At 30.4% G+C, this 15,013-nt stretch carries 13 protein-coding genes; 12 read left to right on the top strand and 1 reads right to left on the bottom strand.

The features are described 5' to 3' along the window. From RWS90_RS06505 to RWS90_RS06490, 4 genes are all read left to right on the top strand, one after another. The coding region (locus tag RWS90_RS06505; protein ID WP_314549750.1) for a G5 domain-containing protein at positions 1-1,626 on the top strand (1,626 nt) is incomplete at its 5' end. Positions 1,627-1,972: 346 nt separating this feature from the next. Next, positions 1,973-3,259 carry an adenylosuccinate synthase gene (locus RWS90_RS06500; RefSeq protein ID WP_314549748.1) on the top strand — a complete coding sequence of 429 codons (1,287 nt, stop codon included), beginning with the start codon at positions 1,973-1,975 and terminating at the stop codon, positions 3,257-3,259. Between the two features lie 41 nt (positions 3,260-3,300). Continuing rightward, positions 3,301-3,489 carry a hypothetical protein gene (locus tag RWS90_RS06495; protein WP_314549747.1) on the top strand — a complete coding sequence of 63 codons (189 nt, stop codon included), beginning with the start codon at positions 3,301-3,303 and terminating at the stop codon, positions 3,487-3,489. Between the two features lie 857 nt (positions 3,490-4,346). Then, positions 4,347-5,276, top strand: coding sequence for a helix-turn-helix transcriptional regulator (locus RWS90_RS06490; RefSeq protein ID WP_314549743.1), 930 nt, complete (start codon positions 4,347-4,349; stop codon positions 5,274-5,276). A gap of 265 nt (positions 5,277-5,541) precedes the next feature. On the opposite strand, the gene RWS90_RS06485 is transcribed toward RWS90_RS06490, so the two are convergent. Beyond that, positions 5,542-6,000, bottom strand: a complete 459-nt coding sequence (locus RWS90_RS06485; RefSeq protein ID WP_314549741.1) for a nucleoside 2-deoxyribosyltransferase — start codon at positions 5,998-6,000, stop codon at positions 5,542-5,544. Between the two features lie 166 nt (positions 6,001-6,166). On the opposite strand from RWS90_RS06485, the gene RWS90_RS06480 reads away from it, so the two are divergent. The 8 genes from RWS90_RS06480 (at position 6,167) to codY (ending at position 14,934) form a co-directional block, all read left to right on the top strand. Beyond that, a complete protein-coding gene (locus RWS90_RS06480) occupies positions 6,167-8,275 on the top strand; it encodes a DNA topoisomerase III (RefSeq protein ID WP_314549739.1) in 2,109 nt (702 codons plus the stop codon). A gap of 163 nt (positions 8,276-8,438) precedes the next feature. After that, the gene (gene cmk, locus RWS90_RS06475) at positions 8,439-9,113 is read left to right on the top strand and encodes a (d)CMP kinase (RefSeq protein ID WP_314549737.1); all 675 of its coding nucleotides are present in this window, start codon (positions 8,439-8,441) and stop codon (positions 9,111-9,113) included. Positions 9,114-9,132: 19 nt separating this feature from the next. After that, positions 9,133-9,720, top strand: a complete 588-nt coding sequence (locus RWS90_RS06470) for a lysophospholipid acyltransferase family protein (protein ID WP_314549735.1) — start codon at positions 9,133-9,135, stop codon at positions 9,718-9,720. Position 9,721: 1 nt separating this feature from the next. After that, the gene (locus RWS90_RS06465) at positions 9,722-10,153 is read left to right on the top strand and encodes a hypothetical protein (RefSeq protein ID WP_314549734.1); all 432 of its coding nucleotides are present in this window, start codon (positions 9,722-9,724) and stop codon (positions 10,151-10,153) included. Positions 10,154-10,355: 202 nt separating this feature from the next. After that, complete coding sequence (locus RWS90_RS06460) at positions 10,356-11,507, top strand: cysteine desulfurase family protein (RefSeq protein WP_314549732.1); 1,152 nt, start codon at positions 10,356-10,358, stop codon at positions 11,505-11,507. Then, complete coding sequence (thiI, locus tag RWS90_RS06455) at positions 11,497-12,747, top strand: tRNA uracil 4-sulfurtransferase ThiI (protein WP_314549731.1); 1,251 nt, start codon at positions 11,497-11,499, stop codon at positions 12,745-12,747. The genes RWS90_RS06460 and thiI overlap by 11 nt, the downstream gene beginning before the upstream one ends. A 20-nt stretch (positions 12,748-12,767) precedes the next feature. Then, on the top strand, positions 12,768-14,072 hold the full coding sequence (gene trmFO, locus RWS90_RS06450) for an FADH(2)-oxidizing methylenetetrahydrofolate--tRNA-(uracil(54)-C(5))-methyltransferase TrmFO (RefSeq protein WP_314549729.1): 1,305 nt from the start codon (positions 12,768-12,770) through the stop codon (positions 14,070-14,072). Positions 14,073-14,151: 79 nt separating this feature from the next. Further along, a complete protein-coding gene (codY, locus tag RWS90_RS06445) occupies positions 14,152-14,934 on the top strand; it encodes a GTP-sensing pleiotropic transcriptional regulator CodY (protein ID WP_314549727.1) in 783 nt (260 codons plus the stop codon). The last annotated feature ends 79 nt before the right edge of the window (positions 14,935-15,013 follow it).

The raw sequence follows: 15,013 nt of genomic DNA, 5'->3' as shown, positions 1-15,013 counted from the left end.
ATAAGATTATCTGTTGATGGAAATATATTATTTGAGAAAAAAATAGATACCGCTATTAAAGAAAATTTTGAGATAAAAACAGGATTATATAAAATTGAATCAATAGTTGAAAAAGAAAAAAAAATTCCTTTCAGTACAAAATATGTAGCAGATAAAGAATTAAACAACGGGGAAAGCTCTGTAATTAAAGTGGGTGTTGACGGAGTAATTAAAACGACTTATATCAAGGGTGAAGATGGGAATTTAACATTAGATAAAGAAACTAAAGAACCAGCTGTTGATAAGGTAGTTAAAGTAGGGGTTAAGTCTACAGAAAATACAAAGGAAATTCTGTCAAAAACAGTATATGTTGCAGATAAAGAAAAAGCAAGAGGATTATCTAACGAGCGTATAGAAGGGTCTAATGGTTATGAAAAAGAAGTTATAAGATATACACTTAATGAAAATGATGGAACAATAAGCGAAACTGTAGAGAGAACAGAAAAGAAAGCAACTGATACAATAATAAAAGTTCCGGCAAAGGATAAAGTAAAAGTTACAGAAATACCAAGTCCGGTAAGATACGAAAAAGATAGTACGAGAGAAAAAGGACAAAACAAAATTACTATTCCTGGAGAAAAAGGAACAAGAAAAGTAACGACAATGTACGAAGTAAATCCAAAAACAGGAGAAGTAACAGAACGAGTAGGAAATCCGGAAGTAACAGACGCAACGGAGACAGTAGTAAAAGTTGCCGCGAAGGATAAGGTAGAAGTTACAGAAACACCAAGTCCGGTAAGATACGAAAAAGATAGTACGAGAGAAAAAGGACAAAACAATATTACTATTCCTGGACAAAAAGGAACAAGAAAAGTAACGACAATGTACGAAGTAAATCCGAAAACTGGAGAAGTAACAGAACGAGTAGGAAATCCGGAAGTAACAGACGCAACGGAGACAGTAGTAAAAGTTGCGGCGAAGGATAAAGTAGAAGTAGTTCAAAGAGAAAATGGGAAAAAGGTAAAAGTAACAACTGTATATACGGTTGATGAAAAAACAGGAAACATAACACAAACAGAAAGAGAAGAAGAAATCTCTAGTGAGGTTATAACTTCTAAATCAGACGATAAAGTTCCAACAGTGGAAGAACTGAAACCATTTGAAGGTGGAGTAAACCCTGTGGAGACAGTGGTGACAGAAGAACTAAAACCATTTGAAGGCGGAGTGAAATCAGAAGTTGCGACAGCATCAGAAGAACTTCCTGAACTAAAAGTTGCTATATTAAAAGATACCGAAGGTAATGTTCTAGATGTTTTAGAAATTTCTGCGAAGCCAAAAGAACTAAAAGGTTATAAATACACAGTAAAAGAAGAAGTAGATGGCGAAGGTAATAAAATCTACATTTATCAAAAAGTAGAATCAGATATTATTCATAGCAAAAAACAAGATACTATTGTTATTAATCAATCGCAAGTATTAAAAGAAAATAGTGAAAGTAAAACTGAGATTACTAATGATAAGAACGATAAAAAATCAGTAGATAAAATACTGCCTAATACAGGAGAAATACCTGTAGAACATGGAGTATTAGGTGGTATGTTACTTGCTGCAACAATGATGTTAGCCAAACGAAAAGTAAAAAAATAATATAAGAAAAAAGAGGAGACTTAAATCCGTTTTACAAAACTGGATATGATAGTCTCCTCTTCATTATAAATTTTTGTTGCTTGTTAAATTTGAAGAAGAGAAAATAAAGCTTTGGAGATTGGGGTTTATGTAAAATACAGAAAATGTAAAAATTCAACTTGAAATTATTCTTGTAAATAGGCTATTGACAATAGTTTTTAATGAAAACGCACAAAAGTGAACAAAGTGTAAAAACAAGATGAATTGTACGATTATTTTTAGTTTTTTATAAAAAATGGTTGTAAACGTCTGTATTTATGATATAATTATTAATGGAAAAAATATTTGCTTTCAGGAGGCGTAACTTATGTCAATAATCGTAGTAGTAGGTTCACAATGGGGAGATGAAGGTAAAGGTAAAATTACCGACTTTTTAGCAGAACGTGCTGATGTAATTGCTCGTTATCAAGGGGGTAACAACGCAGGACATACTATTAAGTTCGATGGAAAAACTTACAAACTTCAATTAATCCCATCTGGAATTTTTAATGAAGAAAAACTTTCAATTATCGGAAATGGTCTTGTTGTAGATCCTAAATGGATTTGCAGTGAAATCGATAAACTTAAAGAAAGTGGAGTTACTTGTAACGGTCTAAGAATCTCGAATAGAGCACACATAGTTTTACCATATCACTTAAAACTTGATGAGGTTGAAGAAGCTCGTCGTGGTGAAAATAAAATTGGTACTACTAAAAAAGGTATTGGACCATGTTATGTAGATAAATACAAACGCTGCGGTGTTCGTGTAGCTGATTTATTAGATGCAGATTTATTCAAGAAAAAATTAGAACAAAATCTGAAAGAAAAAAATGAATTATTCGAAAAAATCTATGAAACAGAAGGATTCACAGTAGAAGAAATCTTCAATGAGTATTTCGAATATGGAAAAAAATTAGCGCAATATGTTACTGATACTTCTAAAGTACTAGAAGATGCACAAAATGAAAATAAAAATATCTTATTCGAAGGTGCACAAGGTGTAATGCTTGATATCGATCATGGTACATACCCATATGTTACATCATCAAATCCGTCTGCTGGTGGAATCACGGTAGGTAATGGATTCGTTCCAACAAAAGGACTTAAAGTACTTGGTATTTCAAAAGCTTATACATCACGTGTAGGAGATGGACCATTCCCAACAGAATTATTCGATGAAATTGGTTCTAGAATTCGTGAAATCGGACATGAATATGGAACAGTTACAAAACGTCCACGTCGTATTGGATGGTTTGATACTGTAGTAATGCGTCACTCAGCTCGTGTATCTGGAATGACTAATCTGTCAGTAAACTGTCTAGATGTACTTTCAGGTCTTAAAGAAATTAAAATCTGTACAGCTTATGACTATAAAGGTGAAATTCTTACAGAATATCCAGCAAATGAAAATATCATTAAAGATTGTAAGCCAATCTATGAAACATTACCAGGCTTTGATGAAGATATCACAGGGGTAACGTCTCTAGATGAGCTTCCTGAAAATGCAAGAAAATATTTAGAAAAAATCGAAGAATTAGTAGGTGTTAAAATCTCTGTATTCTCTACTGGACCAGACAGAACTCAAACTCACTTACTAGAAGATTTGTGGAATTAATCTAATAAAAAATATTGATGAACTTTGAGGTGTAGAGAATTATGCCTCGAAGTTTATTTTTTTGCGATTCAGGCAAGAGCGATGAAAGTTATATTAACTTATCACAAAATAAAATAGAGGGTGTTAAAATGGTTGATGCTTATATGAAATATTTAGAATATGATGTTATTGAATATGAAAGCTATGACGCTGTAAAAGTATTAAGAGATAAAGTGTATATAGATATCTAAATTCGCTCTATAAAAGTTTTTTAGATAACTAATAAACTTTGCGGAGATGCCTCTAAAAAATTGATTTCTACGAAATTACGATTTTTTAGCCACTTTCTTTTTTTTAACTTTCTGTTATATTTGTATTATGAGAAAAATAGTTTAATATTAGTCTAAAACTAATAAAATTATTTTATTAATTAAGAAGACTTAATAACTTATGAAAATATATATTAAAGTTATTAAAGTAAATAGTGTCACGCTGGTCACTTTTTCGAGAAATATCTCGAAAATTTACTGCTGAAGTGACAATTTTAACACTAAATATCAAATTATGTAAATAGATGATATAATAATAAATGTCTATAAGAGTCCGTACTCATAATTATATACTAGCATTAGATGTTCTATTAGCACTTTTGGTTGTTTTTTCGTTAATATGAATATTCTAGGGAGAGTATAGTCTAGTAAATAATATCCAATTAGAAGTTGAAAATTAAAGTTTATAAAATATATTATTTTGTTAAGTAATGGTGTAATTATTAGTTGAAAAAGTTGTTAAGTATAATTATGCTTTAACAAAATTGGAGAAAAAGTGTATTATGTATCTAAATATAATTAAGTAAAATATAATGATGATGAGAAAAAAGTATTAATTTTGAAGTTTATAAACTAAATTGCTAATCGGAGTATGATATAGGCGTAAAAAAAGTAACTGTGTTGTGTTGTGTTGTCAGTTGCTTTTTTTTATTTTGTCTTCTTGCGATTTTTGGATTTAATATGATGTAGTATAAGTAATTAATGTAATAGATTTCAACATTGATTGCTTATTTTGTGTTATAATTAATATGACACTAATAAAGGAGACGGATAACTTTATGAACAATAAAACTATTCATGGGAAAATCTTCAAGAGTATTAGGGAGGAACGTGGGATTAAATTAAAAGATGCTGCTGGGAGTGCTATATCTGCTAGGACGTTAATTAGATTTGAGGCAGATGAAACGAGTGTATCTTTAGAAATTTTTGAACAATTATTAAGAAATATAGGTATATGTTATCAGGATTATTTTTCTGAGTATTTACCTCTTGTAGAAGTAGATGACTCAGGTTTTTTAAAAGAGGCGAATGCATTGGAAGAGGCAGGGAATTATTCTGCTATTAAAACACTTGCTATTAAAACGCTAGAGGATAAGGACGTTTCTATGATAACACGTCTATATATTGAACAGTATCTGGGAATTTTTCAAGAAAAAATGGTTCCTAAAATTATAAAGGAGAATAGAGAAATTGTTTTAGATTATCTTCAAAGCTTAGATAAGCATACAAAAGATGAGATGATGACATTGACTCTAATGTTGAGGATTTTAGAAGATGATCAACTTTCTGTAGAGTTTATCCGAAGAATTATCGATGAAAATCTAAAACCAGTTGGTATTGGTGATATGTTTTCTGTTGATAAAGGAGAAAGAACATTACTTGCTTTACATAGTGCAGTAGCCTTATTGTCAAGAAGAGGATATGTAGAAGAAGCGGAGGAAAAATGTCTTAAAGCGATAGAATTGTTAAAGAGCAACTATTCTAAATTAACACATTTTAATTTTCATATTAATGCGTTCTCTTTTATTTTAGCTCAGATGCAATTGAAATTGAATAAGGCTGAAGGTGTAGAATTAGCCAATAAGTGTATTCGTATTATTGATGCACAAATTGATTTGTATAATATGCAAGCGGACAAACATATTAGAGATAGTTTGGTTAGAAGTTTTTATGAACGTAATAATGCTGGAATTGATTTTGAGTTTTAGATAATGAGTTTAATATTCGTTGAAAATCAATCTTAAATTTAAGTATTAGGTAAAATATAGCAAGTTTGAATTAAAAAATTACAAGATGTGGCTGCTCCAAAAGTTCTAAATTTTAAAAATTTTATATGAGAATTCATAGATGTAGTGGTTTATTATATATATTTGCTTTATAGCTTTTTAGATATCTAGTAAACTTTGCGGGAGTGATTCGACAAAATCGATTTCCTCAAAATCGCGATTTTGTCGAATCACTCCCATTTTTTTATTATAGTTTTGTTTTTAGACAAAATAGTTTTTCAAGTTCATTCATAGCTTCTTCAAAGCTGTAAACAAGTGTTCCGTGTTTTAAGATTCCACCTAGAACGTAGTGATTCATTGCATAACTTGGAATGTCATATTTATTTGCTGATTTTAATCTAATATCAGAGTTTATAGCGATGATTTTTTTGTTAAGTGCAATAGCAATTCCTAATTCAACCATTACACCACTATCTTCGTTAGTAACATCTGCTAAAAATATATCGCAGTTTTCTACAGCTCTAGTATCTCCATTAAAAATATCTTGTGGAGTTGGTAATGTCTGTTTATCTTCATTAAAAGGTTGTTCTATCGGATTGAAAACAGATAATCTATCCCCAAATCTTTCACTTAGTAATCTTCCTTCTTTTAAACGTTGAGCAACTTCTGCTTCGTTAAATAATGCACCTGCTAAATAAAGTTTCATAGAATAGTCCTCCTTAGTTGTTATTTCAATTATAATATATTCCTGCATGAATTTACAACAAAAGTTTCAACTTAGTGATAGTGATTATTTGTTTTACTAGTTATTTTAAACTATTTCTATTATAATATTTATAGTAGTAAAGAATATATATGTGAGGAATTTATTGATGAAAAGTGTTGTACTTTGTGAAAAGCCATCAGTTGCTCGTGATATTGCGAGGAATCTAGGGGCAAAAAGTAATAAAAATGGTTGTCTAGAAGGTGATAAATATGTCGTTACTTGGGCATTGGGTCACTTAATCACACTTCAAACACCTGATAAATATAAAGAGTTTAGCAATGTGAATTTAGAGAATTTACCTATGATTCCAAAATTTATGAAAACAGAAATAATAAAGAAAACTTTTAAACAGTATAAAGTAGTAGAAAATGCTTTGAATAGAAAAGATGTTAATGAAGTTATAATTGCGACTGATGCTGGGCGTGAGGGGGAACTTGTTGCTCGTTATATTATAGAGAAGGCTAACTGTAACAAAAATATAAAAAGACTTTGGATTTCTTCTGTTACCGATAAGGCGATTAAAGATGGATTTAGAAATTTAAGAGATGGGAAAGAATATCTAGGTTTATATCATTCTGGTATTGCAAGAGCTAATGCTGATTGGTTGGTAGGTATTAATGCTTCAAGAGCATTGACTTTAAAGTATAATGCATCACTTAATTGTGGACGTGTTCAAACTCCAACGTTACAGATGGTTTTTGAAAGAGAAGAGAAGATTAAACAATTTAAACTAAAAGACTATTATACATTTGAAGCTCAAATAGAGGGTGTTAAGTTTAGCTGTGGTAATAGTGAATTTAATTTAGAAAAAGCTGAGCAGTTTGTTAAGAAGAATATTAATAATAAAGTTAAGTTTAATGATGTGCAAAAGAAAACTAAATCTTCATCACCTAAGCCATTGTATAATTTAACTGATATTCAACAAACGGCAAGTGCGCTTTTTGGTATGTCACCGAAACAAACTCTAAATATTGTGCAGAGTTTATACGAAAGGCATAAGGTGTTGACATATCCTAGAACAGATAGCAGATACTTAACTAGTGATATGAAAAATACATTAAAAGATAGGGTTCAAGCTATTGGCGGAGACTTTAAAGAAACTGCTGTGAAATTATTAAAAGTTAAAGATTTAAATGCTAAGAAAATTATTAATAATGCTAAAGTAAGTGATCACCATGCGATTATTCCAACGGAACAAAGACCGAATTATATGTCAATGTCTGAAATGGAAACAAAGATTTATAATTTAGTAGCTAAGAGATTTTTAGAGAATTTATTACCTGAGTATAAATATGAAGAAACAACGTATTCGTTTATGATAGAAAATAAGGTGTTTTCTGCTAAAGGTATAAAAGTAATTCAAGAAGGATATAAAGAATTAAGTCGAGAAGAATTGCAAAATAAAACTATTAATCTTCAAAATAGTAGTTATAAATTAGAGGCATTAGTTTATAATAAAAAACAAACAACACCACCAAGTTATTATACTGAGGGTAGTTTAATATATGCGATGGAAAATCCTTTTGAGTTTGTTGATGATGAGAATGAGAGAAAGATCTTAAAAGAGACGAATGGAATAGGAACTGTAGCCACGCGTGCGGATATATTAGAAAAGCTATTTACAAATGATTATTTAATTTTGGATAATGGAAGAATTAAAACAACAAATAAGGCTAAACAACTTTTAAACTTAGTTCCAAAAAATCTGAAGAGTCCGTCTTTAACAGCAGTTTGGGAGAAGCAACTAGATAATATTGCAAGAAATAAACTTTCTAAAGATAAGTTCTTGAATGATGTAAAACAATATACAAAATCGTGTATTAATGAAATTAAGGACAGTGAAGATAAATTTAAGCATGATAATATTAGTGGTAAGAAATGTGAAGAATGCGATAGTTTTATGCTTGAGGTTGATAAAAAAGGAACTAAAATGCTAAAATGCTCTAACCCAAGTTGTCGTAATCGTAAAGTAATAAGCAGATTAACAAATCTTCGTTGCGATAATTGTCATAAGAAAATGACTTTATTCGGAAACGGAGAGAATGCAACTTATCGTTGTCAATGTGGTAATTCGTTAAAACAAAAAGAAGTGGACAAACGAATTAAATCTAGTAAAAAAGATAAAGCAAGTCGTGTAGATATGAAGAAATATATGAAACAGGAAAAATTAGAAAACAATGCTCTTGCAGGATTAGCTGGATTGAAATTGAAATAAGAGGTGCTAATATGACAGGGAAATCGCCAAGGCAAATTTTGACTGAGTAAAATGTGGAAGATAAAAAACGATAGGATAATTGACTTTTTTCACCTTAAATCTAGTGTTTAAATCGAGTCTATGCTATAATAAATAATGAAAAAATTTGTCTGAGAGGTAAATGATGAAATATGTTTCAGTAGCTGTTGATGGGCCAGCAGGATCGGGTAAAAGTACAATAACAAAAATGGTTGCGAAATCGCTTGGATTTAATTATGTTGATACTGGGGCAATGTATCGTGCATTAACTTATAATTTTTTATCAAATAATCTAAGTGAGTTGGATGAAGAGAGAATTAAAGAATTGTTGAGTAAGGTTCAATTTAGAGTTGAATATGTTGATGGAGTTCAATATGTTTATGTTAATGATGAAGAAGTGAGTGATAAGATACGTACGGCAGAGGTGTCAAAATACACTTCTCTTTTCGCTAAATCTCCAGCTGTTAGAGAATTTTTAATTGATACTCAAAGGAATTTGGCAGGTAGTAACAATATTATTATGGATGGTCGTGATATTGCTTCTGTTGTGTTACCGAATGCTGATGTAAAAATATTTCTAACGGCATCAGTGGAAGAAAGAGCAAGAAGAAGGGTTCTAGATTTTGAACGTCAAGGTATAGAGAATGTTGATTTTGAGAAAGTCAAAGAAGATATTAAAGCTCGTGATTGGCAAGATGAAAATAGAGATATTGCTCCATTGGTACAAGTAGAATCAGCAACATTATTGGATACAACGAGCTTAACAATTGAGGAAGTTGTTGCTAAAATGATTGAATTAGTTAAAACTGTTAAAATATAGATAATGATAGGAGTAGTTTATGTATAATTTTATTAAACTAATATTAGTGGTTTTTTATAAACTATTTTATAAGGTCACTATTGTTAATAAAGAAAAAATTGATAATGCAAAAGGTGTTGTAATTTCAGGAAATCATTTAAGTAATCATGATCCGTTGTTATTCCCAGCTTTTTTTGACAAGAAGATTCGTTTTATTGCTAAAGAAGAGTTGTTTAAAATGGTGTTCGTAAAACAAGCACTAGAAGCTACAGGAGCTATTCCAATTAAAAGGGGTACTTTTGATAGAGCAGCTATAAATACTAGTATTAAATTGCTTAGAGAAGGTGAAGTTGTAGGGATTTTCCCTGAAGGAACTCGTTCTCATTCTAAAGAGTTAGATTTAGGTCAGTCTCACAATGGCGCATCATTTATTGCGACTAGAGCAAAGACAAAAATTATTCCTTTTGCAATAATACCTAGTAAAAATTTCAGAATTTTTTCTAGTATAAAAATTGTCATTGGTGATGAGATTGATGCAGCTTCTTTAAAAGAAGAAGGGAAAACTCATGATGAGATAACTGCTATATTAATGGATAGAATCTCTGAGTTAATCGCAAAGGAGAAGTAACGTGTACGAAAAAACAATAAAATTTAAATTAGAAAAAAAATTCTTTAATCAATCAGGTTATTTAGATAATAAGTATGTATATGATTGGATGAATTTGGCTAAAAAGTATTATTTAAATGGATTAGGTATTGATATTGATTCATTAATTAATTATAATCTATATTATGCTGATATTGATGTTAAATATTCTATTAGAAGTAACATTAGATACAGTAGTCAAGATATCTTCATAAAAACTTGGATAGAAAAACATAGTGGTATTAAAACTATTTTTTCTTATGAATTTTATGTAGATGGCGAAGTAGTGATTATGGGTACTAGTTCACACAATATTCTTGGTACTGACAGCGATCGTGCGATTCGTATTGATCGTAATCTACCAAAATGGGACCAAATCCTAAAAGATGTTGTAGGAAACGAATATAAAGAATAATATTTAATCGGGAGTATCTCGAAGTATGTTTTATATCATATTTTTGAGGTACTCTTTTTTATTTTTAACATATCGTAATATCCATTGTAGTGACCACTTCTATTGATAAAATCTTCATTTTGTTATATACTTTAAAGTGGTTTAAATTGTGTTTATTTTAAATACAGAAGTTTGATTATTAATTAATAGAAAGGTAGATAGTATGATATATTTAGATAATTGTGCTACGACTAAACCGTATAAAGAAGTTTTAGATGCATTTGTAGAAGTAAATAATTTATATTTTGGTAATCCCGCAAGTATCAATAAATTTGGGAAAACTACTAATAAACTCCTTTCTGCAGCTAGAGGTCAAGTGGCATCTATTTTAGGAGTAGACGAAGGTTCAGTATTTTTTACTTCATGTGCTACAGAGAGTAATAATATCGCCTTACTAGGAAGTGTGGAACATAAGAAAGATTTTGGAAATAGAATTATAGTTTCTAAAATAGAACATCCGTCTGTTCTGGAATCATTTAGAGAACTCGAAAGACGTGGTTTCATATTAGATTATGTAAATGTTGATGAATATGGGTTAATTGATTTAGAACATTTGAAAACTTTATTAACAAAAGAGACTATTTTATTAAGTGTGATGCACGTTAATAATATTTTTGGTGCAGTTCAACCAATTGAGAAGATTATAGATATTCTTAGAGACTATCCGAAAGTTCATTTTCATGTTGATGGTGTACAAGGCGTATTAAAGAGTGATATAGATCTTTCAAAAGTTGATAGTTATTCTATTTCTGCTCACAAGTTTCATGGTTTAAAAGGTATTGGGATATTATATTTGAAATCTAGAAGAACTGTTCATAATATTATTTTTGGTGGTGGACAAGAAGATGGTCTTCGTTCTGGGACGGTTAATGTTGCAGCCGCTGTAAGTTTAGCAAAAGCATTGAGGTTATCTCAAGAAAAGATTGTTGAGGCTAAGAAGCGCCATTTTGAATATAAAAAATTAATTGTAGATGAATTTTCTAAGTATAAGCATATTGTCATAAATTCTCCATTAAGAGATGATTTTGTTGACTCGATTATTAATATCAGCTTACCTAAGATAAAAGGAGAAGCGATAGTTAATGCTTTGAATGAAAGAGAGGTTATGGTTTCAACGACAAGTGCGTGTTCTTCAAAAACTTTTCATTTAAATGAGGCGTTATTTGCGAGAGGGTTATCAAAAGAGAATATTGAAGGTAGTATACGTGTTAGTTTTTCATACGAAACTACTAAAAAAGATGTTGAAACATTTGTAGAAGTATTTATAGATGAATACAATAAGAAATTTAAAGAGGTAATTGAAAGTGGAATTTAGTCATATTATAGTAAGGTACGGAGAACTTACGTTAAAATCTGGTAACAGAAATGAGTTTTTAAAAAAACTTACAAAAAATATTCGTTATAATTTACAAGGTTTAACAGGGGTTCATGTTCAAACTAAACGAGATAGAATGTATATTCATTTAGATCATAACGAAGATGTATATAAAATTATGGATAGATTAAAGAAAGTACCGGGTATTCATAATTTCTCACCTGTTTTAAGAGCAGGATTAGATGTGGAGGATGCAAAAAAAGTTATTGATAAATTATTAGAGACTAAGTTAGATAAGGAATATAAATTCAAAATTCAAACAAAGCGTCCTAATAAGAATTTCCCACATAATACTAATGAATTAAATAATTTATTTGGTAGCCATGTACTAGTTAATTATAAAAACTTAAAGGTGAATGTTAAAAAACCGGATTTTATTATTAATGTAGAAGTAAGAAGTGAAGGTATTTTTATATTTACTGATTTTATTAAAGGAGTAGGGGGATTCCCAGTTAATACCTCTTCTAAAGCACTGTTATTATTATCAGGTGGAATTGATTCGCCTGTTGCAGCTCATACTCTACAAGTTAAAGGTGTAGAAGTAGAGATGATTCATTTTCAATCACCACCGTTTACTTCAGCAGAAGCTTTACAAAAGATTTTTGATTTAACTATTAAGCTAAGTGAAGTAGTAGGAAAGATTAAATTACACGTTGTTAACTTTACAAAGTTACAAACTGAAATAGTAAAACGAGTGCCGTCAAATTATACAATGACATCAACAAGAAGATTTATGCTACGTATTGCAGAAGAAGTAGCAAAAAAAGAAGGATGTTTAGCAATAGCTACTGGTGAATCCCTTGGGCAAGTAGCTTCTCAAACACTTGAGTCGATGAACTGTATTAATGAAGTAACGAATTTACCGGTGTTACGTCCATTATTAACAATGGATAAGGTAGATATTATAAAAATTGCTCAAGAAATTGATACATTAGAGATTTCGAATTTACCATTTGAGGATTGTTGTACAATTTTCACGCCTAAAGCACCGAAGACGAAACCTAGACTAGATAAAATTAAAGCATATGAAGCAAGAGATGATTACTCTGAACTTATTGCTGAAACTTTAGATAGTGTGCAGACATATTTATTTGATAAAAATGGGCGTGTAATTACTCAAGATATGAGAGAAAAAGAAGTTAAAAAAGATGAAACTGAAGATTTTTCAGGATTATTATAAAATAGAAAGCGAGATATTTAATGGGAAAAAAAGTAATAGTAATTGGAGCAGGTTTAGCAGGTAGTGAGGCTGCATGGCAACTAGCAAAACGTGGTGTTAAAGTAGATTTATACGAAATGAGACCGAAAAAAATGACACCAGCTCATAAAACACAAAACTTTGGAGAATTAGTATGTTCTAACTCATTAAGAGCAAATAACGTAACTAATGCTGTTGGACTTTTAAAAGAGGAAATGAGAATGTTAGATTCTATCATTATTAAATGTGCAGATGCTACACAAGTGCCAGCAGGTGGTGCGTTAGCGGTTGATAGAGATAAATTTTCTGAAATGATTACAGAAACTATAAAAAATCATCCTAATATAAATGTAATAGGGGAAGAATTACCAACTATCCCTAAAGGTGAAGTACCTGTAATTGTAGCGACAGGGCCACTTACATCTGATGCTTTAAGTTTAGATATTAGAAATTACACTAAACAAGATGGCTTATATTTCTATGATGCAGCAGCACCTATTATTGAAAAAGATTCAATTAATATGGAAAAAGTTTATCTTAAATCAAGATATGACAAAGGAGAAGCGGCATATTTAAACTGTCCAATGACAAAAGAGGAATTTACTAATTTCTATAATGAATTAATAAATGCTGAGGCAGCACCACTAAAAGAATTTGAAAAGGAAATTTATTTTGAAGGATGTATGCCTTTTGAGGAAATGGCAAAACGTGGAGAGAAGACATTATTATTTGGTCCGATGAAACCAGTAGGTTTAGAAGATCCAAAGACAGATAAACGTCCATATGCAGTAGTACAATTACGCCAAGATAATAGCGAGGGTACGTTATACAATATTGTTGGATTCCAAACACACCTTAAATGGGGAGAGCAAAAGAGAATTATTAATATGATTCCTGGTTTAGAAAATGCAAATATTGTTCGATATGGTGTTATGCATAGAAATACTTACTTAAATTCCCCACAATTATTAGAAAAAACGTATAGATTAAAAGAAGAAAATAATATTTATTTCGCAGGTCAAATGACTGGAGTAGAAGGTTATGTAGAAAGTGCCGCTTCTGGTATCGTAGCAGCATTAAATGCACTATACAATACAGAAGACAGAGAAATTATCTTCCCGACTGAAACTATGATAGGTGCGATGGCTAATTATATTGTAGATAATACGAGCAAAAATTTCCAACCTATGAATGCAAATTTTGGTATTATTAAACCTCTTCCTGAAAGAATCAAAGATAAAAAGGAAAAATATGAAAGATATGCTAAAAGATCATTAGAAATGTTAGAAAATTTCAAAATTGATTAAATTAATTTTTAAAAAGTCTTACAATTTATTAAAATTAATGATATAATAATTTAGTAAGTATTTTGTAAGGAGAAAATTAATGGCAAGTTTATTACAAAAAACAAGAAAAATTAGTACAATTTTACAAGAAGGACGCCATGATAATGTTGACTTTGAAGCTATGGCTATGCGCCTAAGTCCAATTCTAGATTCTGTCGTATATATTCTTGATACTGAAGGTAATATACTTGGATATGATTCTATAGTTGATTATTCTAATGAACGTATGGAACAAATTATTCAAGATAGAAAAGTACCAAAAGCATATTTAGATGCTACGTTGAAGGTTTATGCGACTAAAGTAAATATTCCTTTCCAAGAGCCATTATCAATTTTTCCGGATGAAGAGCATGAGCGTTTCGAAGGAAAGAGTTATACTGTTATTCTACCTATTAGAGGTGGGGGAGAGCGTTTGGGTACACTAGTTATCGGAAGAATGGATAGTGACTTTAAAGATGATGATTTAGTACTAGCTGAGTATGCATCTACAGTAGTAGGGATAGAAATATTACATGAAAAACAAGATAAAGAGAAAAACTTAGCTCGAGATAAAGATATGGTAAATATGGCATTGAACTCATTATCATTCTCTGAAAAAGAGGCAATCGAACACATCTTTAAAGAACTTGATGGTACAGAAGGATTACTTATAGCGAGTAAAATTGCTGATAGAGTAGGGATTACTAGATCGGTTATCGTTAATGCGTTAAGAAAATTAGAAAGTGCTGGAATTATTGAATCTAAGTCTCTAGGTATGAAAGGTACTTATATCAAAGTACTTAAAGAATATTTCTTAGAACTTATGTTTTCTAATGAATTTTAATTAAGAAAAATTGTGCAAAAAATAAGGTTGTATACTAAATCCGGGGCATGGAAAAAATTCCAGCCCCGGATTTCAATTT

The organism is uncultured Gemella sp., from assembly GCF_963529685.1.
Lineage (GTDB): Bacteria > Bacillota > Bacilli > Staphylococcales > Gemellaceae > Gemella.
Note: the sequence above shows the minus strand (reverse complement) of the source record. Positions and strands in the feature narration are given on the sequence as shown.

Coding starts and splice junctions, on each gene's coding strand:
- RWS90_RS06500 (WP_314549748.1), top strand. CDS start 1,973: ATGTCAATAATCGTAGTAGTAGGTTCACAATGGGGAGATGAAGGTAAA.
- RWS90_RS06495 (WP_314549747.1), top strand. CDS start 3,301: ATGCCTCGAAGTTTATTTTTTTGCGATTCAGGCAAGAGCGATGAAAGT.
- RWS90_RS06490 (WP_314549743.1), top strand. CDS start 4,347: ATGAACAATAAAACTATTCATGGGAAAATCTTCAAGAGTATTAGGGAG.
- RWS90_RS06485 (WP_314549741.1), bottom strand. CDS start 6,000: ATGAAACTTTATTTAGCAGGTGCATTATTTAACGAAGCAGAAGTTGCT.
- RWS90_RS06480 (WP_314549739.1), top strand. CDS start 6,167: ATGAAAAGTGTTGTACTTTGTGAAAAGCCATCAGTTGCTCGTGATATT.
- cmk (WP_314549737.1), top strand. CDS start 8,439: ATGAAATATGTTTCAGTAGCTGTTGATGGGCCAGCAGGATCGGGTAAA.
- RWS90_RS06470 (WP_314549735.1), top strand. CDS start 9,133: ATGTATAATTTTATTAAACTAATATTAGTGGTTTTTTATAAACTATTT.
- RWS90_RS06460 (WP_314549732.1), top strand. CDS start 10,356: ATGATATATTTAGATAATTGTGCTACGACTAAACCGTATAAAGAAGTT.
- trmFO (WP_314549729.1), top strand. CDS start 12,768: ATGGGAAAAAAAGTAATAGTAATTGGAGCAGGTTTAGCAGGTAGTGAG.
- codY (WP_314549727.1), top strand. CDS start 14,152: ATGGCAAGTTTATTACAAAAAACAAGAAAAATTAGTACAATTTTACAA.